Source organism: Staphylococcus roterodami, assembly GCA_022493055.1.
Taxonomy (GTDB): domain Bacteria; phylum Bacillota; class Bacilli; order Staphylococcales; family Staphylococcaceae; genus Staphylococcus; species Staphylococcus singaporensis.
Map to the genome: position 1 here is coordinate 375,645 of CP092781.1, position 20,486 is coordinate 396,130.

Here is a 20,486-nt window from a genome sequence, read left to right on the forward strand (position 1 = left end):
TTATAGCATTTTTTACTCTGTGAATCACTAGAGGTGCAAAAAATGAATGAAATTAAATTAGAATATGACACACGTGTTTCAGTGGTACATTATGAAAGTTTAGACTCACGTTCATTTAAGAGATTTTCAAAACCTAAATGGAATAAGTTGGTTAATAAACTGTCTGTGCCTATAGAATCAAATTATAAGTATGCACGTGGTGTTGCTGTTTACGGTGATATTAAAGACGGTACAAATAATCACGGTGAAATTATCGAAAAGCATCGAAATGATAAAAATGTCATATATCGAGATGTGATTGTACTTGATTACGATGAAATAAATGATTTAAAGCAATTACATGACGCAATCAGCTCAGTTTTAAGCAATGTTGCATGGTTTTGGCACACATCGTTTAGCCATACAACTGAACAAGCTAGAATACGCTTGTATATCCCTTTGAATGAGCGGATAAGTGCAGATGATTATCGTAAATATACAAAAGTGTTAGCAAATAAAATTGGCCATAAAGTGGATGAAGGTTCATATCAGCCAAGTAGATGCTTTGCATTACCAGTTATTCAAAAAGGACACATATTTATTAAACGAGTGAATGACTGTCCAATTATGGATGTTGATATGCTCGAACAGTGGTCAAAAGAGTATGAACAATCAAATGATGGTCCTAATATCAAAGGGTACACACGACGTGATAGTGCGTATTGGCGAGATATAGCTTTTGGTGTAAGTGAGGGAGAGCGCAATTCAACATTGGCTTCAATTACAGGTTATCTTTTACGTAGGCATGTAGATCCAAACTTAGTTTATGGGTTAGTGAGTGCGTGGGCAAGTGTATGCAAACCACCTGTTAATCAAAGTGAAGTAAACAATACTTTTAAAAGTATTTTGAAAAAAGATAGTAAAAGCAGTTAGAAATGGAGGTTTTTGTTTGGAAAATGTAACAAATGATGAAGTGTTTGAAATGATTGATAGTAGAACCGGTGTTTTAAATGCTAATGATTGGAAAAGTCAATTAAGGCGTTCTGCTACTACACAAGCATTGAAAAAAACGACTACAAATGCTGAAATCATATTGTGTAATGATGAGAGTTTAAAAGGGCTAGTACAATATGACGCTTTTGAAAAAGTAACCAAACTGAAACGTCTACCATATTGGAGGTCAAAAGGGGATGCGAATTATTATTGGGCTGATATAGATACAACACATGTAATTTCACATATTGATAGATTGTATAATGTGCAGTTTAGCCGTGATCTTATTGATACTGTAATTGAAAAGGAAGCATATCAAAATAGATTTCACCCTATTAAATCGATGATTGAATCTAAATCATGGGACGGAATCAAAAGAATTGAAACGCTCTTCATTGATTATTTAGGTGCTCAAGATAACCACTACAATAGAGAAGTTACAAAAAAATGGATGATGGGTGCAGTTGCTAGAATCTATCAGCCAGGTATTAAATATGATTCCATGATTATTTTATATGGTAGTCAAGGTGTTGGAAAATCTACGGCAGTGAGTAAATTGGGAGGTCATTGGTATAACCAAAGTATTAAAACGTTTAAAGGTGATGAGGTCTATAAGAAATTGCAGGGTTCTTGGATATGTGAAATTGAAGAACTGTCGGCATTTCAAAAGTCTACTATTGAAGATATTAAGGGGTTTATAAGTGCCATTGTAGATATTTATAGAGCTTCGTATGGTAAACGCACAGAGCGTCATCCTAGACAGTGTGTGTTTGTAGGTACAACCAATAACTATGAGTTTTTAAAAGACCAAACAGGCAATCGTCGTTTTTTCCCTATTACGACAGATAAAAATAAAGCAACTAAAAGCCCGTTTGACGATCTAACACCAGATGTTGTGCAACAAATGTTTGCCGAAGCTAAAGTATATTTTGATGAGAATCCGACGGATAAAGCATTGCTATTAGATAAAGAAGCGAGTGAAATGGCTTTGAAAGTCCAAGAAGCTCATTCCGAAAAAGATGCTTTAGTTGGAGAAATAGAGGAATTCCTTGAACGTCCTATTCCGTCAGACTATTGGTATAGAACGTTAGAAGAAAAAAGAGTGTCTGCGCATGATGTTATAGACCAAGACTATATTAAATTATATGGTGATGGTAAATTGATTGAATTACCGAATACAAAACCGGGTGCTTATGTATGGCGTGACAAGGTATGTAGCATGGAAATTTGGAAAGTGATGATGAAACGAGATGACCAACCACAACAACACCATTTAAGAAAAATTGATAAAGCGTTAAGAAATACGTGTTATTGTGGGCAAAGTAAGTCGCGTCATAGATTTGGCGAAGGTATAGGTAGACAATATGGTTTTGATATTAATTTAATATCCTATTATCAAAGCTTAAAAAGCAAAGAACAAAAATAATGGGACAATGGGACGGTTATGGGACAGTGGTAGGACACCTTCAATCTCTTGTGGCAGTAAGCGCTATGTTATGTATGTCCCTGTGTCCCACAACTTTTACCCTAAACTTATAAATAATATATGCACATTCAAAAAATATATAAGTGTAGTCATAAAATAGTGGGACAGCGGGACGGTTAACTTTAATCCTTTGGGAGAGTAAGCTTTGAGCATTGTCCTGACAATGTCCCGAAATATGTTGGAAATAGCGAAATGGGACACTTACCAAAATTTAGGAGGAAGAAAATGAATAAAAATCAATTAAAGTCAGAAATTTTAGAATATATAAAAGCTCATGCTGGTACATCATTTGTAGAAATAGAACGTGTATTTGAAGAAAATAACTTTGATTATAAAGGTGACGGCGCATATACAAGTGGTCAACATCCCAATGTTGTGTTTTGGATTGGGTGGAATCAAGAAGCGTTTGATGTTATCGCTGAACTTAAAAAAGACGGACGTATTGAGATGGATATTTGTGAGCCAATTGTTTATATGGTTGATGGTAAAGGTTTGGATTTGCCTATTGTAAGGTCGAAAAATATTAAAACAGATCATTGGTTGCCTGTTACGTTTAATATTAGTAAGAAAGAAAAGGAGTGTGTCTAATATGAATGACAAAGAGAAAATTTACAATCAACTTCATCATGATGCACCAATTCAAATTATGCCAGCACCTGAAAATTTATTTGTTGAATATATAGAAGATGGCGAAGTGTGGTATTCACCAGTTGTATGTATGGCTTTAAGTAAAGCCCATAATATTAATTTTTATGACTGTGATGATGTGGGGTGCATTGATAAAGCAGCCACATTTAGCATTAAAAAATTTAATACTGAGACAGGTGAGTTTGAACAATTCAGCAAAATAGCTCAAAAGGAGATAACACAATGAACATAGAAACTATCGTAAATGAATTCGAAACACGAGCAGGCACGTTACTAAGGTACTACACAGGATTATTAGAACATAGTAAAGTACAACCGTATTGCTTTAAGTTATATAATGATCCGTTTGATATGGTTTATGTGGTGATGAACAGCAAGTTATTCGGTCATGTATATATTAAAGATTGTAAAGTAAGGCAATCATTTGAATTAGCGTCACCTAAGCACACTGAGGGGCTTATAAGAAGCATAGAGGGACATTATGTGGGTTATGAATTACATGACGGTAAAAAGCTTTCTATTAGTGATATGATGGCTAGTCATTTGTTTGAAGATGAGTATTTTATGTATGGATTACAAACATATGCAGAATCAAATAATAGTGATGTGTTTGAGTACCTAGAAAATGGATTTGATACAGATACACTTGAGGGCATTCAATCAAGTAATACTGATATGATAGCGAATATTGAAATGTTGTATCAGTTAGCTACGGGAATCAATGAACCAGCACCAGAGTTAGTTGAGGGATTGAAATTAGTAACTGAGTTTGTACAAGATGAGAATGCGATACAAGAGGATTACAAGGCTTTAGAACGTAAATTGAATGATTTAAAAGCGTCTTACTATAGCTTGAGTAAATAATGTTATGAGGGGTCACATGTAGTGTGTGGCTCCTAATAAAATACTACGATTTTATACGAGGTATAGCAGTTTAAAATGGTTGAGGTACAGAACTTTAAAAAAGTATGAAACGTTGATATTAAGCTATTTTATGGCTTTGAAAATAATAAGGTTATATAAAGGTATTAGCTTTTAAAATCGGAAGGTATACAGTCTTTGAGAATTGAAAAAATGGCAAGATTTGTGCAAGGTGTGCGAACTTTGTTAACGCTAATACAAGCTAAAGTGTGTGTTTTTGGTATAGGCCTAAAACTTAATTTTGTTCGCTATTTGTTCGTGCTATTTTTATCGAACTTAAGTTCTGTATTAAGTTAATGTGAAAAGCCTAATGTTAAGTTTATAACATGATTTTATAAGTGTTATATACGATAAGCTAAACAATTGATAAAACGCGCTATAAAGCGAACGTAAGTTTGTTTTAGACCTGTAAAAATGGTATAATTTAGATATGGAATAATTAAAATAAAGGGGTGTAGAAATGCAAAGTATCGCAGAAAAAGAGACGTATCATTTACCCACCGAACACCTGCAAGTTTTCAATGTGATAAAAAATACGTCCAATAAGTATATTACTAAAACTAAAATCTTAAATCAATTGGGATATGAATATAATTCAAGCAATGAACGATGGTTACGAAGAGTAATCAATTCATTAGTATATGATTATGGCTATCCTATCGGATGCAGTTATAAACCTAGTGAACGTGGTTATTACATCATTACGACAGAACAAGAAAAGCAACAAGCGATGAGAAGTATTAAGAAACTAGCTGATGGCAGTATGAAACGCTATGAAGCTTTGAAGCGAATTAAAGTGTAAAGGGGATAAAAATGAAAACTGAATCGTACTTTAAAGAATACAACCAATTTGTAATAGATCAACAAAAGGCTATACAAGAATTGGAACAAGAGTGCAATGCATTGGAAAGTAAAATAAAGTTAGATAAGTCCACATACAAACAGTTAATCATGGATGGACAAGATGATAAAGCAGATAACCTATATCAAGCAACAGATGCTGATGAAAAGAAACTAAAAGCACTTAATAAACGCTTAGAGACAAAGAAAAGTGTGTCGAAAGAAGTTAAATATCAAAAGACAATTGAATTATTAAAACATCAAAGCGAGTTGTCATCATTATATGAATCAGAAAAGCAATCAGCTTTAGGTAAATTAAAAAAAGTAGTCGATGCATATAATGAGATCATTGATGAAATAGAAGATATTAATGATAGATATGAAGATGAACATCAACAATATGCGAGTGTGTATAATCAAGAACAATTATATGATGACAAAGAGGCTAGAAAAGCGTTAAATGGCTACTTTAGAGAAAATATATTTACATCATTTATTAATGGTAATGATTTGCCATACGAACACAATAACAAGTTGTTTTTAAAACGTTAAAAGGAAAGGGTAATAAAATGAAAACAAAATATAAGTTGAATAATACTAAAAAGGTCGCAAATGCATTTGGCTTAAATGAAGAAGATACAAATCTATTAATAAATGCAGTTGATTTGGATATTAAAAATAATATGCAGAATATTTCAAGTGAGTTACAACAAACAGAGCGGTCTAAGCAAAAACAATATAATGAAGAGCTACAAAATTTAGCTAAGCAAAACCGAATTATTAAATAGCAATGATTGCCTATCCAATTCGGGTAGGCTCTGTTTATAGGGGTGAATAAATGAAACTGCTTAAAACGAAGAATTGTTTATATTATCGTAATGGTGACAATAAATTATCTGATTATCAACTATTAACGCAATTTAACCCAGCATTTATTAATAAGAAAATTAAGATGTGTGAATTCCAAATTGAAAGTATGTACCATATGAGTGCATCGACAACAACATGTGATGAAATAATGGGGGTCGTGTCTGTCTCATATCCAATTGAAAAACTAGTTATCAAAATTATTGAAACAAAGGCAAGATTACAAAACTATAAAAATCGATCTATAAGTAATATGGTGTTGTTGAAAACGGTACTAAATCATTATACAGAAAGAGAGCAGAAGCAAGTTGTAAAATATATGCGTTCAAATGGACGATATAAGCCCTACAACGTCATTGAACGCTTACAGGGTGATTTGTATCAAGCAAGTATTAAACAACGTTCAGAACGTCAAAAACAAAGAAATATAGCAATTGAAAATAGTAAGATTGCACGAGTAAATGCTTATCATCAATCTTCATATGTAAAAGTGGTGTAACAATGGATAAAAAGCAAATAAAAGACTTCGTTTGTGATTATCATAAGCGAACTAGAAGGGATATGTTGATAGATGATGAAATAAATACCGATGAATTCTTTTCAATAGGTGATGAAAATTCTAATGAATGGATGGCAGACGATAACATTGATGATCATATTGTAAAGAATCACTTAGAAATGATTGTTGACCGAGTAGCTAATGATAAAGAGTTTTATATTTTCGATTCTTTAATACAAGGACGTAGTTTTAAAGATATTAGCAATGTCTTAGAGTGTTCAGAACAATCTGTAAGATTATGGTATGAAACCTTATTAGATAAAATTGTGGAGGTGATAGAATGAGTGAGTTAACAGCAAAACAAGCGCGTTTTGTGAATGAGTATATTAGAACACTTAATGTGACACAAAGTGCCATAAAAGCAGGCTATAGCGCAAATAGTGCACATGTGACAGGATGTAGGTTATTAAAGAAGCCACACATCAAGCAATATATACAAGAACAAAAAGATAAGATTATAGATGAGAATGTATTAACTGCAAAAGAGTTACTACATGTGCTTACGAATGCGGCAGTCGGTGATGAAACAGAAACGAAAGAAGTTGTAGTCAAGCGTGGGGAATATAAAGAGAATCCACAAAATGGCAAAGTACAGCTAGTCTATAATGAACATGTTGAACTGATAGAGGTACCAATTAAGCCAAGTGATCGTTTAAAAGCTCGTGATATGTTGGGTAAATACCATAAGTTATTTACAGATAAGCATGATATTAACGGGAATGTGCCTATATTCATTAATATTGGTGAATGGGATGGAGATGATGAGGAATTAGACAAAGCTGTACAAGATGTATCTAACGCTAACCCTAACCATACTGTGATTGTGGATGATATTCCGTTAGAGGATTGAAGAAAATGAAGTTATGCTAATTATAAATTAATGCTAATTAGTTTGATACCATAGCTTATTTACTGAGAAAGTAGACTTAAATGTAGCAACACCAGTATTCATTGATAATATAAGCGAAGATGATGAGATAAGTGAGAGAGATTTATAAGCAGTGCTTTATAGGTATGTTAGTTGATATTATAATAAAGGGTTTCTCCAAATTAGGGGTACCTTTTTTATATAACCGAGCCAAATGTGGCTTCGTTAAGTGTGTCCTTAAGTGGATGTATTAGCTTATTTGTACTTTAACGAAGAGGTGTTTAAATAGTTTTTTTGATTAAACGAACAATTTTTACGTCATGTGATAGTGGAGTTTTTTATATGAAATGCCACGACAAAGTGTTATAACAATAGAAAACACTAATATAGTGTCCAAATTCTCAACTATGAATAAACCAGCCTTCGGACTAGTTTTTTATAAATTAAAATTTCCTATCAAAATCATTACATTTATGCTAATATATTTATGGGAAGTAGGTAAGCATTTCGGTGCTTACCTTTTTATGTCAATGCTAATACTTTCAGTCTTAAACGCGATACAAATTTTACCTTGATATAAGATGTTTAAAATCACCGACTGTGGTGTGTTATTAGCATAGATATCTTTAGTTATGTCAAAGGAGGTATATATGGATTGGCAAATTTTTTATCTAAAGAACGTAATGTATTCACAATGGATAAAAATAATAAGACTAATTATTTTATTGAACAGAATGAGCGAGTAACGGTTGAAACTTATGATTGTTATAAAGAACAAATAAAAAATAAAAATGCGATACTAACTAAAAAAATTTTGCAGAAGACTAATCCAGCAACGGGTCCTATTTTTATATATGGCATTAATAAAGGTGATATTTTAAAGGTGGACGTTTTAAAAATAAAGGAAAAATCAAATGGTATTATTTATACAGGTCATGAGATAGGTGTTAATAAGATAATAAGAGGTAGTGAGTTTGCATTTATAGATGAATTCAATGATAAAACTATAAAATTTAAAGACGTTAATATCTCTATTAATAAAATGATAGGTGTTATTGGTGTAGCTCCTGAGGGTGATTGTATTTCTACATCAACTTCTGGAAGGCATGGTGGAAATATGGATTGTAAAAAAATAACGGAAAATAGCTCACTATATTTACCAGTTTATCACGAGGGAGCTTTATTATCTATTGGTGACGTACATTTAGCTATGTCAGATGGAGAAGTTGGAGGAACAGGTCTAGAAATTAATGCAGAAGTAGAAATTATATGTTCAAAAGCCAATGTCGGTATGAACTTACAAAACCCAATTTTAACGAATGAAGAAGGTATGTATTTCATTTCTTCAGGATGCACTATTGAAAAGGCTATTGAAAATGGTATAGAAGATTTGGCTCAGTTTTTTAAATTTAGGACAGGTCTATCTACAAATGATCTCCTTAAACTATTTAGTTTAGTTTGCGAAGTGCAAATTAATCAGGTAGTTAATCCTCAAAAATCAATACGTTTATATATACCTAGATATATATTGCGTCAATTTGACATTGTAATTTAATAAATAGAGAACTAAAAATTTTTTGATAAATATTATATCCAAAACGAATCAACAAAACCACACCACCTATTAATTTAGGAGCGTGGTTGTTTTAATGGTGAAAAAAAGGCGTAATTGTGAAACTAGGGACAAGGGTAGTATGTTCGCAAAAAGTTCGCAAAGTTATGAAATAGTGTGCATATTCATAGACTTTCAAAATGAAAATCATGACTATAAATTCTTGATTTAATAGTGTTTTGAACACTAGTGATTATTCATAAAATAGCGGTATATAAAAGAAGAACAATAATATTTAATATATTATAACCCTCGTAGGCATAGGCTTATGGGGGATTTTTTTATGCTTTGGGATATAGAAAAGGGACAGAAAAGGGTAAAAAAGATGAGGTGAAAGTTATTGAGATTTAGACATAAAAAAAAGAGGCAACCGTCAGTAACAGTTAACCTCAAGTGCATTCCGCAGATATGCACCGCTATTTGTATATGATATTAATCTATTTTTAGATAAAAATCAAGGTTATTGATAAAGTTCTTTAAACTTCTTAATTTAGGTCTTGCTTGAACACCTATAATTTTATCATAAGTCGACTCACGTATCTTTGATCGTAAAAAATCAAGGTTTTGTTCGAATTGGCTTATAATTTTTTGAAGTTCTGTTTCAGAATAAGAAAGACCGGAACAAATTAGAATTAATAAAATGAGATAATCAATTAATTGTGCCGTCGATATCTAGCGTTTTATCTTCAAAGTTTGTATTTAATTTCCTTATTGTAAGTAGTTCGTTGATATGCATGACATTAGCAATTTGAAACTGCATTATAAATTTTATCATTTTATAATTACGTTTTCTCGTTGGTTGTTTTTTATACTTAATTACATAGTCGAAATAATCCAGTAACTCCTTAACTTCTAAAGTGTTATTACGTTTAGCTAGTAACACATCACTATAGGGGTATCTATTTATCCTAGTACACTTATAACTTTGAATTGCCTACTTTTTTAAATTAACAAATTCTATTCTCATAGATTTTGTCCAATTAAGTGTAGACGTCTTATAGTTATTAAATTTGAGAGTGGTAGCAAACTAAAGTTAATCAAGAGTTAAGATGAATTTAATTCATGAACACGGCTATTATTTTTATAATTGAAGAAAATAAAGTTTTACTTCAAGGAGGTAATTAAATATGTTCAAAAAATATGACTCAAAAAATTCAATCGTATTAAAATCTATTCTATCGCTAGGTATCATCTATGGGGGAACAATTGGAATATATCCAAAAGCAGACGCGTCAACACAAAATTCCTCAAGTGTACAAGATAAACAATTTCAAAAAGTTGAAGAAGTACCAAATAATTCGGAAAAAGCTTTGGTTAAAAAACTTTACGATAGATACAGCAAAAATACTATAAACGGAAAATCTAATAAATCTAGGAATTGGGTTTATTCAGAGAGACCTTTAAATGAAAATCAAGTTCGTATACATTTAGAAGGGACTTACACAGTTGCTGGCAGAGTGTATACACCTAAGAGGAACATTACTCTTAATAAAGAAGTTGTCACTTTAAAAGAATTGGATCATATCATAAGATTTGCTCATATTTCTTATGGCTTATATATGGGAGAACATTTGCCTAAGGGTAACATCGTCATAAATACAAAGAATGGCGGTAAATATACATTAGAGTCGCATAAAGAGTTACAAAAAAATAGGGAAAATGTAAAAATTAATACTGATGATATAAAAAATGTAACTTTCGAACTTGTGAAAAGTGTTAATGACATTGAACAAGTTTGAAATTAAGTTAAATTAGTATATACAGTGTTTGATCGCTAATACTTTGAAAGTTAGGTATCTAAAGGTGCCTAGCTTTCTTTGTTATGATCAACACCATCATATAGAAAATTCTTTAATGACGTTTATGCCGAAATCTATAAAAATAATTTCTCTTTTATGGTTAATCAATATGTTTTTACACTCGACAACCTTAAAATCAACTTCTCTCAATTCCATAATAAAGCCTCTATAAAATAACTTAGTTTAAAAACGATGCGTATCTTTCAGATTCAAATCCCATCATTTTCTCCTAATACTTACACTTTAATTACAATTATGTAAGTTGTTTTCAGTGACATCCTATATTATATTTTGGCAGAGGTGATCTTTTGAAAACGATTTTAAAAACAATTATATATATCGCACTTACTATCATTGGCGCTTATGCTACTTTGTTCATTTTAAAAACAATAGATTCTCATGGTGTAACAGATCAGTTTAATCCATTGGTAAAGAAGGAAGATTCTTATGTTAAAACGACAGAGGTATCTACTAGAATGGATGATCAACTCCGAAGTTATAATCAAAGTGCTTTTAATAAAGAAGGGAAAGAAACACAATTAATGTATACTGCTACATTTGATATTAAACCGCATAGATACTTGAAAATAACACATAAAGGTCATCATGTAGAAACTTTTGAAGAAGTTGAAAAGGGACAAGTGCCTAAAAAAGCTTTAGAGAAATTGAGTCGATAATAACGTGCTTATATTACATTGCTCATTTTAAAAATGAGTACGAACGAAAGTAACACATAACGATTAATTTAAAAATATTTGTAATAATTATGAATAAAATTAAAAACAAGGGGTAATACATTCTATATAGCATATAAGCTTTTGTTATGAGTTTCAAAAATAGGAAGAGAGAGTGATATTATGAAATTAAAATCATTAGCAGTATTATCAATGTCAGCGGTGGTGCTTACGGCATGTGGCAATGATACTCCAAAAGATGAAACAAAATCAACAGAGGCAAATACTAATCAAGACACTAATACAACAAAAGACGTTATTGCATTAAAAGATGTTAAGACAAGTCCAGAAGATGCTGTGAAAAAAGCTGAAGAAACATATAAAGGTCAAAAGTTAAAAGGAATTTCATTTGAAAATTCTAATGGCGAATGGGCTTATAAAGTGACACAACAAAAATCAGGTGAAGAATCAGAAGTACTTATTGCTGATAAAAACCAAAAAGTAATTAATAAAAAGACTGAAAAAGAAGATACCGTAAATGAAAATGATAATTTTAAATATAGTGATGCAGTAGATTATAAAAAAGCTATCAAAAAAGGACAAAAAGAATTTGATGGTGATATTAAAGAATGGTCACTTGAAAAAGATGATGGCAAACTTGTTTACAACATCGATTTGAAAAAAGGTAATAAAAAGCAAGAAGTTACTGTCGATGCTAAAAACGGTAAAGTATTAAAGAGTGAACAAGATCATTAAAAAGATTCGTTGCATTAACTCTTGTAAAATGTCTTAATTTATATTAATTAATAAAATACCCTCACAATACTTATGCATAAGTCCTGTTTGACGTAAAAGGATATATGACATACATATTGTGAGGGTTTAATAATATTTATTTATCCATGCGAATATCGACTTCTTCTAAATGCTTCTGATATTCTTTAACTTTACTTTCTAAAAACATTTCATATGGTGCATCAAAAAAGTCAGCTAAATGCATGGCATCTTTAAATTTGGGTTCATGGTGATGATTCTCCCATTCCCAAATTTGATGTGCTTCATATTTAGTACCATATTTTTCGTTTAATTGTTGTGCTAATTCGTCAATTTCTAAATTATGTTTAGTTCGTAAGTTATATAAAATATGCATATTCATTGTCATTTAACCTCATTTCTGTGCTTTACTAATCAAGGATGCTAATAATATGTGTATATTCTATTCCTAAGATAAAAAATAATCAAGCTAAGAAATCGTAATTAAGAAAATGACACAAAATATAATATTTTCTGAGTAACAAATAACAATTAGCTATAGTCACATTGAATAATTTCAAAATTAAATCAATGACTGGAAAAAGATTTGAATAAAAATATTTTAACTTTGTTTTAAAATTTTGAATAAGGGGTACTACTTAGAATAACGCAAAATAAATAGAAAAAGAAGACTGAGAATTATGTTTGGAATGTTAATTGTCGGTGGCTTAATTGGATGGGCTGCTGGTGCTATTATGGGTAAAGATATCCCAGGTGGTATTTTAGGTAATATTATCGCAGGTATTATTGGATCATGGGTAGGTGGCAAACTATTCGGACAATGGGGGCCTGAATTAGGAAACATTTACATCTTACCAGCATTAATTGGTTCAATTATCTTTATCGCAATTGTAACTTTAATTTTAAGAGCTATGCGTAAATAATAAATACTCAACTTATGTTGAATTAATATAAAGATGGCACTTAGTTGTCATCTTTTTTATTTGCATGAAAACGTTCGATATGTATTATAATGTTGGAAAATATAGGCAAGATAGGATTAAAACACAATAGATTGATATGAGGAAAGGTAAGAATAAAAAAGTGAGCAATAGACAAATAAAAAAGGATGACGTTGGGTTGCGCCATCCAGGAGTATTATGTTCATGAATATAAAAGACTGTGTAGTCATTTAAGAACTACACCCATATAGTAACACATCACTAGACTAAAGACAACACTATTTTCATTATTATTTATTTTAAAAGCAAATTAATTAAATATTATTAGAAAAATATTGAGAAACATCATTTCCATTTGGTTAAAAGTAATGTTATGGTAAATATGAAATATAGAAGAAGAGGAGTAATAGCATGACGATTTATTTAGTTAGACATGGAGAATCGAAGTCGAATTATGATAATAAACATTCACGATCATATTTTTGTGGTCAATTAGATGTACCGTTAACGAATGCTGGCAAAAAAAGTGCAGATGATTTATGCCAATATTTTAAAGAAAAAAATATAGCACATGTATATGTGTCGGACTTATTGAGAACACGACAAACATTTAAACATATTTTTCCATATGACATTCCTTCTACGACAACACCCTTACTAAGAGAGCGTTCATTAGGGGTATTTGAGGGTAAATATAAAGATGATGTCAGTGTTAATCCGAAATATGAAAAATATTTTAATGATCCTAAGTTTAAAGATTTTCGTCATAGTTTTTCTCAAAAAGCGCCTGAAGGAGAAAGTTACGAAGATGTATACCAACGTGTTTCGCATTTTATGAATCATGTTGTTAGTGAAAATACTGAACAAGATGATATTGTTATTGTTGCACATCAAGTTGTTATTCGTTGTTTGATGGTTTATTTTAACAAAGTTTCAAGGGAAGAAGCTGTGGATTTAAAGGTAGAAAATTGCAAGCCATATATCATTGAATAGAGAAGTTTGAAGGTTCTGAAGCAGTAAAATCTAACGCTGTCTCCAGAACCTTTTTACATTAGGAATTTAATGGAAGTCATCGTTATTAACAGGCTTACCACCAATAGCTAATGTAATGATTGCACTTACGAACAATATAATTGATGTAACAAATGACGCTACTGTAAAAGGTGTAAATTGGGTGAGTGATAATATCAATGATAAAAAGAACCAAGAGATAGCCCCTAGAAATTGTAAAATAGCAGAAGAAATTCTAAAACTCATATTATTGAATATAGCTAAAATAAGTGCGGGCAATGCGACTAATACCATTATAATGATGTTGAGGGTGAATAAATATGGCTGTTCAAAAGTTACTGTGTTTGGACCTGTTGGATGCATGGCTGCTAAAAATAAGCAAACAATCGTTGATAAAATTGATAAAATAATAAAAGTAATTCGAACTTTCATAATGACCATCCTTTGTTTATAGAGTCAATATAAGTATGAAATATGTTAGATATATAGTCAAATGCGTCAACTAATGGGTGATTTTGGAATAGATAGAGTTAAAAAAGCATCAAACAGTAATATACTGCTTGATGCACAAATGATGACTTTAGCTAAATTGATTAGTCATTTTAAAAGATAAAGAATCGTCATGAATTATGGCTAATGTAATGATATGTTACATGCCGTAATGATAATATTCAGTTATTTATCAATGACATCGCTATTGATACCTTTAGATTTTAAGAAATCTTTAATTTTATCTTGTTGCTTTTTATTAACGTCTCCAGCATATTTTGTTGGTACGTCGACCACATTGATTTTGTTTTGAGGTTGATAGTTAAGCTTTTCAATATCTTCATCAACATTGGCGATTGTACTATTTAATGCTTTGAAGTAATTCATAATTAGATCAACGGGTTTCTTATATTCTTTAGGAATATTGTTTTCAGTGACAAATTTCTTGAAATGTAAGTCGTTTTTAACAGCTAAATTAGATAAGTGGCTAAGTGTTTCTGCTTGCTTTTCGGTTACTTTTGTTTGACTGTCAATTTGTTTGTCGAGTTTGTGTTGCATAATATATTTGTTATCAAGTATATCGCTATTTACAGATAAATATTTTTCGACAGCTTTCTTCATTTCTTCCTCGCTAATATCACTGTTTTTCTTGTTTGAACTAAAGATATCTTTTTCTTCTAATTTTTTAGCACTTTTAGGTGCATGTATGCCAGTACTAGAATGATGGTCATCTTTGTCAGATTGATCAGCTGCACAACCTGTAAGAATTAATGTTGATGCTAAAAATGTACTTAGTAATAATCTCTTTTTCATAATGTAATATAACTCCTTGGTTTATCTTTAATTGAAAAAATGTGCATTTATATTTAATAGAGTAACGTTCAATTAGTTTGGAATGTCACGATGACCTTGCAATGACCATAAACGTAAATGATTACGAGCATGAGTTGCTTTGTCGATAAATAATGCGTCATTTTGAATGTTGTTAAGAATATCATTATCTATAAATAATTGCATAATTGGTTGAATCAATTTAGAAATAGGTATCGTACGTAAAAGCATAATGATTTCATTCACATACTTTTCTTTCTCAATATCATTTGCCATATTGATTTGTTTGCGTAGATAACTGGTAAACTCTTTAATTGCTTGATCAGATTTCAAATAGTGATGTCTATCATAATAGATTAATTCTTCAACAGAAGCTGGTACATAATATCCATCATCAGAAATATCAATGCCTGACGCCTCAGACTCGACAACATCAAATAACACAGGATGAAACACGAAGTCATCTTCAACATAATATAGCTCAGTACCAGCTAAAGTATCTAAGCTATATTGTAACTCTTCTTTACTAAAAGTAGAGTCATAAAATCTTTGTAAAAGATATAGTAGATGATTAGTTGATAAAATACCATACAAGTTTACAGAACCAAGTATAATACGAAGAGGTAAAATATCTTTTTTATCTATTAAACCTTTCTTAATCTCAGAAATTAATTTAGTGATTGTATCATTTCTTAAGCTATCAGTTATACCAAAGTCTCCAAAATCGTCATCTTTAAGTAACATATCTAAGTCAACTTCGTCGTCCATAAATGATAACACTAAAGCGTTTTCAAACTCTGCTAAACTATTCTCAATTGTTTGTTCATCAACAAATTGATTTACAGCTTTCTCAAAATCACCATTGCCGACTTGATTCACGAAATTTTCAATATGTTTACGCACATCATTTGGCAAAATAAGACAATCATATTCAAAGTTGTAATAATAGTAAAAATGACTAGTTAAAAAGTTGTCAAAATTTATTGATTTTAGCTTTTCAAATTTAGTTAGTTCATTGTTTAATCGGTAGTTATCATCACTTTCAAGTATGCTAGAAAGAATATCAAACTCAAATAGAGTAGCATTAGAAAACACTTGTTCAATGATGTGATTATTATTGAAAAATGCTGTCATAATTAATTCAACAAGATTTTGTTTGTTTTTATTTGAGAATCCTTTAATACCATATTGCCTGCATATTGTTTTTAGCTCGTCATTAGTTTTTAGCAGTAAAGCATGTTCTAATGTGACATCGTTTAAGCGCGTATGTTGTCTTACACGAAACACTTCATCATTTAAATGCATATGGTCTATTGTATCTAATGTTTCGAATTCACCATAGGTACTATCTAGTACTTCTGAATTGATATTTCTTAAAAATAAATTATTGACAAAGAACTCATCTTCATTAATTTGATAAACAAAACCTAGATGATTTGTTAGCTTTAAAATATTAACATCGCGTTTATTTATAATTGTGACAGGATTACCATTAGATATAAGTGTTTCTATAAATTTTTGTTCTGTCTTATCCATATCATGATAAATTTTATGTATATTTTCAGGGCGTAAAGCATGAATCGTGACTTCAAATCCTTCTTTTTGGGTCGGTAAATTAAAATATTCGCATGCATTTTGTAATTTTCCTGGGTATATAAAATGAACATCAAGCATTTTTGCACACCTCGTTATATATATTTAGTTTATCATACCATGACTTTATGTCGGGATAAAAAAATAACAGCATCTTAACAAATGTAAGATACTGTCAGTGAAATGAATGAAACTTTAGTTTCTGATAATATAGTCAAAGGCATTTAAAGCTGCGTTTGCACCTGCGCCCATTGAAATAATAATTTGTTTGTTCTTCTGATCTGTGACATCACCAGCTGCGAATATACCAGGAACATTCGTATTATTGTTACGATCAATCACAATTTCACCACGTTCGTTTAATTCAACAGCATCGTTTAACCATGATGTGTTTGGAAGTAAACCAATTTGAACAAAGATACCATCTAAGTTAAGTAAATGCTCTTCGCCAGTACTCATGTCTTCGTAACGTATGCCTGTAACATGGTCTTCGCCTACAACTTCAGTAGTTTTAGCATTTGTTTTGATATCAACATTTGATAATGAACGTAAACGATCTTGTAACACGTTGTCAGCTTTCAATTCACCAGCGAATTCGAATAATGTTACGTGATTAACGATACCTGCAAGATCAATTGCTGCTTCAACTCCAGAGTTACCGCCACCGATTACTGCTACGTCTTTATTTTCAAATAGAGGTCCGTCACAGTGCGGGCAGAATGCAACACCTTTATTAATCAATTGTTCTTCACCAGGAATGTTTAGCTTACGCCAACCTGCACCAGTAGCAATAATGACTGTTTTACTTTCTAATACTGCTCCGTTTTCTAACGTAACTTTAATTGCCTCGTCTGTCTTTTCGATATCAGTAGCACGAATGCCTGTCATTGCATCAATATCATATTGGTCAATGTGCGCTGCTAAGTTAGAAGAAAATTCAGAACCAGTAGTTTCTTTAACAGTAATGAAGTTCTCAATGCCGGCAGTATCATTTACTTGCCCACCGATACGATCAGCAACTATACCAGTACGTAAACCTTTACGCGCTGTGTAAATGGCTGCACTACCACTAGCAGGGCCACCACCAACGATTAAAACATCATAAGGTTCTTTATTTTCAAACTCAGATGCATCTGCCGTACTACCTAGTTTAGAAAGAATATCTTGGATTGTCATACGACCATTGCCAAATTCTTCACCATTTAAAAAGACAGCAGGAACTGCCATGATGTTTTCAGATTCTTCACGGAACACTGCACCATCAATCATAGAATGCGTGATGTTTGGATTAATCACACTCATTAAGTTAAGTGCTTGAACGACATCAGGACATTTTTGACAAGTTAAACTAATAAAAGTCTCAAAATGGAATGAACCTTCTAAGTTTTTAATTTGATCAATAATAGATTGTTTTTCTTTAGGTGCACGACCACTTACTTGTAAAATTGCTAAAACAAGTGAGTTAAATTCGTGACCTAATGGAATACCTGCAAATGTTACACCTGTTTCTTCACCAGGACGATTGACTTCAAAACTTGGTGTGCGTTTTAAAGATTTTTCAGAAAGAGATAGTCTAGGTGACATATCAGTAATTTCTGTCAACAAATCTTTAAGTTCTTTGGACTTATCATCTGAACCAAGGCTGGCAACGAATTCAACGTTGCCCTCCATTAGTTCTAATAGTTGTTTAAGTTGTTGTTTTAAATCAGCATTAAGCATGTTTGTAATGCCTCCTTAGATTTTACCTACTAAATCTAAACCAGGTTGCAATGTTTTAGCGCCTTCTTCCCATTTAGCTGGACATACTTCGCCTGGGTTTTTACGTACGTATTGAGCTGCTTTGATTTTGTGAGCTAATGTGCTAGCATCACGGCCGATACCGTCAGCATTAATTTCAGATGCTTGAACAACACCGTCTGGGTCGATAATGAAAGTACCACGTTGAGCTAAACCTGTAGCTTCATCTAATACATCAAAATTACGAGTGATTGTTTGTGAAGGGTCACCAATCATAGTATAAGTAATTTTGCTGATTGCATCAGAGTGGTCATGCCATGCTTTGTGGACGAAGTGTGTATCAGTTGAAACTGAGAATACATTTACGCCTAATTTTTGTAATTCTTCATATTGATTTTGTAAGTCTTCTAATTCAGTTGGACAAACGAATGAGAAGTCAGCAGGATAGAAACATACTACGCTCCATGAACCTTTTAAATCTTCTTCTGTAACTTCTTTAAATTGATCTTTTTTTGGATCAAAAGCTTGCGCTGTAAATGGTAAGATTTCTTTGTTAATTAATGACATAAATATCTTCCTCCTAAGAATTTAAGTATGAATTAGAACTATTAATTGATTGTGCTTAATTATAATAATTCTAATCTCTTAGTTAGCATTATTACATTTTGATTCAGAATAGTCAACTGGATAACTTTGCAAAACGAATGATTAATTTTAAATTAGGGTAATATATTAAAAAGTGCTTTGAGAATGGTTTTTGTAGTAAAAGTAGGGAATATTAACGATTATAATTAATACCATGACTGTAATGTAAAATATGTAAAGAAATAAATTGGCTATTCTCAACTAAGTCAACCTTATTGATAATGATGTGAGAATATTGGTTAGAGATAAATAGATTATGAATGCAATTACAGTACATTCAAGTGATGCGCAATATTTTGAGTAGTTTAATTATTATCGTATAAGCAAATAATTGCTATAAAAAAGTTTAGGAGTGTACAATTGCAATATGAAGATTTTTAATTAAATGTAAAATGTTGAGGAGTGGGTAACGTGTCAGATCATGTATATAATCTTGTGAAAAAACATCATTCGGTTAGAAAGTTTAAAAATAAACCATTAAGTGATGATGTTGTAAAAAAATTAGTAGAAGCAGGTCAAAGTGCTTCGACATCTAGCTTTTTACAAGCATATTCAATTATCGGTATTGATGATGAGACAATAAAAGAAAATTTACAAGAAGTTTCTGGACAACCTTATGTAGTAGAAAATGGCTATTTGTTCGTCTTTGTAATTGATTATTACCGTCATCATTTAGTCGATCAGCATGCTGAGACTGATATGGAAAATGCATACGGCTCAACAGAAGGTTTATTAGTAGGCGCAATTGATGCGGCATTAGTTGCTGAAAACATTGCAGTTACTGCTGAAGATATGGGCTATGGCATTGTCTTTTTAGGTTCATTAAGAAATGATGTTGCACGAGTTCGTGAAATTTTAGACTTACTTGACTATGTCTTCCCATTATTTGGAATGGCAGTAGGGGAACCAGCAGATGATGAAAATGGAGCAGCCAAACCACGCTTACCGTTCGAACATGTCTTTCACCATAATAAGTATGATGCTACTAAAGAAACACAATATGCAGAAATGGCTGATTATGATCAAACAATTAGTCAATATTATGATCAACGTACAAACGGTGCTCGCAAGGAAACTTGGTCAAGACAAATTGAAATGTTCCTAGGAAACAAAACAAGATTAGATATGTTAGAACAATTGAAAAAAGCTGGACTCATCCAGCGATAGCAAGATACAAAAATGACCCGCCCCCACAAGCTTAAAATGATAAGTATAGCTT

Annotated in this window: 24 protein-coding genes and 3 pseudogenes; 19 read left to right on the forward strand and 8 right to left on the reverse strand. The window is 31.5% G+C overall.

What is annotated here, in order from left to right; genetic code table 11:
- Window positions 1–42: 42 nt before the first annotated feature.
- From ML436_01690 to ML436_01750, 13 genes and pseudogenes are all read left to right on the forward strand, one after another.
- Entirely contained in the window at window positions 43–912 is an 870-nt protein-coding gene (locus ML436_01690) for a primase alpha helix C-terminal domain-containing protein (protein ID UMT78495.1), read from the forward strand.
- 16 nt (window positions 913–928) lie between these two features.
- Window positions 929–2,398 carry a virulence-associated E family protein gene (locus ML436_01695; GenBank protein UMT78496.1) on the forward strand — a complete coding sequence of 490 codons (1,470 nt, stop codon included), beginning with the start codon at window positions 929–931 and terminating at the stop codon, window positions 2,396–2,398.
- Between the two features lie 285 nt (window positions 2,399–2,683).
- Complete coding sequence (locus tag ML436_01700) at window positions 2,684–3,046, forward strand: pathogenicity island protein (protein ID UMT78497.1); 363 nt, start codon at window positions 2,684–2,686, stop codon at window positions 3,044–3,046.
- 1 nt (window position 3,047) lies between these two features.
- Window positions 3,048–3,332 carry a pathogenicity island protein gene (locus tag ML436_01705; GenBank protein ID UMT78498.1) on the forward strand — a complete coding sequence of 95 codons (285 nt, stop codon included), beginning with the start codon at window positions 3,048–3,050 and terminating at the stop codon, window positions 3,330–3,332.
- Complete coding sequence (locus tag ML436_01710; GenBank protein UMT78499.1) at window positions 3,329–3,970, forward strand: pathogenicity island protein; 642 nt, start codon at window positions 3,329–3,331, stop codon at window positions 3,968–3,970. Before ML436_01705 ends, ML436_01710 begins: the two co-directional genes overlap by 4 nt.
- Before the next feature lie 517 nt (window positions 3,971–4,487).
- Complete coding sequence (locus ML436_01715) at window positions 4,488–4,829, forward strand: pathogenicity island protein (GenBank protein ID UMT78500.1); 342 nt, start codon at window positions 4,488–4,490, stop codon at window positions 4,827–4,829.
- 11 nt (window positions 4,830–4,840) lie between these two features.
- Complete coding sequence (locus ML436_01720; protein UMT78501.1) at window positions 4,841–5,419, forward strand: pathogenicity island protein; 579 nt, start codon at window positions 4,841–4,843, stop codon at window positions 5,417–5,419.
- Between the two features lie 17 nt (window positions 5,420–5,436).
- Window positions 5,437–5,655 (forward strand): capsid morphogenesis B protein, encoded by a 219-nt coding sequence (locus ML436_01725; protein ID UMT78502.1) that lies wholly within the window; start codon window positions 5,437–5,439, stop codon window positions 5,653–5,655.
- A gap of 50 nt (window positions 5,656–5,705) precedes the next feature.
- The gene (locus tag ML436_01730) at window positions 5,706–6,233 is read left to right on the forward strand and encodes a spore coat protein (GenBank protein ID UMT78503.1); all 528 of its coding nucleotides are present in this window, start codon (window positions 5,706–5,708) and stop codon (window positions 6,231–6,233) included.
- A gap of 131 nt (window positions 6,234–6,364) precedes the next feature.
- On the forward strand, window positions 6,365–6,577 hold the full coding sequence (locus tag ML436_01735; GenBank protein UMT79467.1) for a pathogenicity island family protein: 213 nt from the start codon (window positions 6,365–6,367) through the stop codon (window positions 6,575–6,577).
- Window positions 6,574–7,143, forward strand: a complete 570-nt coding sequence (locus tag ML436_01740) for a terminase small subunit (GenBank protein UMT78504.1) — start codon at window positions 6,574–6,576, stop codon at window positions 7,141–7,143. The genes ML436_01735 and ML436_01740 overlap by 4 nt, the downstream gene beginning before the upstream one ends.
- A 46-nt stretch (window positions 7,144–7,189) precedes the next feature.
- A pseudogene (locus ML436_01745) lies at window positions 7,190–7,291 on the forward strand (terminase small subunit).
- Window positions 7,292–7,816: 525 nt separating this feature from the next.
- On the forward strand, window positions 7,817–8,716 hold the full coding sequence (locus ML436_01750; GenBank protein ID UMT78505.1) for an acetamidase/formamidase family protein: 900 nt from the start codon (window positions 7,817–7,819) through the stop codon (window positions 8,714–8,716).
- Window positions 8,717–9,425: 709 nt separating this feature from the next.
- Here ML436_01750 and ML436_01755 read toward each other — a convergent pair.
- Window positions 9,426–9,659: pseudogene (locus tag ML436_01755) on the reverse strand (site-specific integrase).
- 241 nt (window positions 9,660–9,900) lie between these two features.
- Between ML436_01755 and selX the strand changes: the two are divergent.
- From selX to ML436_01770, 3 genes are all read left to right on the forward strand, one after another.
- Entirely contained in the window at window positions 9,901–10,512 is a 612-nt protein-coding gene (selX, locus tag ML436_01760) for a staphylococcal enterotoxin-like toxin X (GenBank protein UMT78506.1), read from the forward strand.
- Between the two features lie 368 nt (window positions 10,513–10,880).
- Window positions 10,881–11,249, forward strand: coding sequence for a YxeA family protein (locus ML436_01765; GenBank protein ID UMT78507.1), 369 nt, complete (start codon window positions 10,881–10,883; stop codon window positions 11,247–11,249).
- A gap of 180 nt (window positions 11,250–11,429) precedes the next feature.
- The gene (locus ML436_01770) at window positions 11,430–12,002 is read left to right on the forward strand and encodes a PepSY domain-containing protein (protein ID UMT78508.1); all 573 of its coding nucleotides are present in this window, start codon (window positions 11,430–11,432) and stop codon (window positions 12,000–12,002) included.
- A gap of 136 nt (window positions 12,003–12,138) precedes the next feature.
- On the opposite strand, the gene ML436_01775 is transcribed toward ML436_01770, so the two are convergent.
- Window positions 12,139–12,402, reverse strand: coding sequence for a helix-turn-helix domain-containing protein (locus ML436_01775; GenBank protein UMT78509.1), 264 nt, complete (start codon window positions 12,400–12,402; stop codon window positions 12,139–12,141).
- Between the two features lie 298 nt (window positions 12,403–12,700).
- On the opposite strand from ML436_01775, the gene ML436_01780 reads away from it, so the two are divergent.
- Entirely contained in the window at window positions 12,701–12,943 is a 243-nt protein-coding gene (locus ML436_01780; protein UMT78510.1) for a GlsB/YeaQ/YmgE family stress response membrane protein, read from the forward strand.
- 40 nt (window positions 12,944–12,983) lie between these two features.
- Here the strand turns inward: ML436_01780 and ML436_01785 are convergent.
- Window positions 12,984–13,191 (reverse strand): annotated as a pseudogene (locus ML436_01785) (hypothetical protein).
- Window positions 13,192–13,372: 181 nt separating this feature from the next.
- On the opposite strand from ML436_01785, the gene ML436_01790 reads away from it, so the two are divergent.
- Window positions 13,373–13,954, forward strand: a complete 582-nt coding sequence (locus ML436_01790; GenBank protein ID UMT78511.1) for a histidine phosphatase family protein — start codon at window positions 13,373–13,375, stop codon at window positions 13,952–13,954.
- A 66-nt stretch (window positions 13,955–14,020) separates the two neighbouring features.
- Here the strand turns inward: ML436_01790 and ML436_01795 are convergent, their stop codons facing one another.
- The 5 genes from ML436_01795 to ahpC form a co-directional block, all read right to left on the reverse strand.
- Entirely contained in the window at window positions 14,021–14,404 is a 384-nt protein-coding gene (locus tag ML436_01795; protein UMT78512.1) for a hypothetical protein, read from the reverse strand.
- A 243-nt stretch (window positions 14,405–14,647) separates the two neighbouring features.
- Window positions 14,648–15,274: an NDxxF motif lipoprotein gene (locus ML436_01800; GenBank protein UMT78513.1), complete on the reverse strand. Its 627-nt coding sequence runs from the start codon at window positions 15,272–15,274 to the stop codon at window positions 14,648–14,650.
- Between the two features lie 72 nt (window positions 15,275–15,346).
- A complete protein-coding gene (locus ML436_01805; GenBank protein UMT78514.1) occupies window positions 15,347–16,966 on the reverse strand; it encodes a hypothetical protein in 1,620 nt (539 codons plus the stop codon).
- Between the two features lie 114 nt (window positions 16,967–17,080).
- Window positions 17,081–18,604 (reverse strand): alkyl hydroperoxide reductase subunit F, encoded by a 1,524-nt coding sequence (gene ahpF, locus ML436_01810; GenBank protein UMT78515.1) that lies wholly within the window; start codon window positions 18,602–18,604, stop codon window positions 17,081–17,083.
- Between the two features lie 15 nt (window positions 18,605–18,619).
- Entirely contained in the window at window positions 18,620–19,189 is a 570-nt protein-coding gene (ahpC, locus tag ML436_01815; protein ID UMT78516.1) for a peroxiredoxin, read from the reverse strand.
- A gap of 489 nt (window positions 19,190–19,678) precedes the next feature.
- Here ahpC and ML436_01820 point away from each other — a divergent pair, with 489 nt between their 5' ends.
- Window positions 19,679–20,434 carry an NADPH-dependent oxidoreductase gene (locus ML436_01820; GenBank protein ID UMT78517.1) on the forward strand — a complete coding sequence of 252 codons (756 nt, stop codon included), beginning with the start codon at window positions 19,679–19,681 and terminating at the stop codon, window positions 20,432–20,434.
- Window positions 20,435–20,486 lie beyond the last annotated feature (52 nt).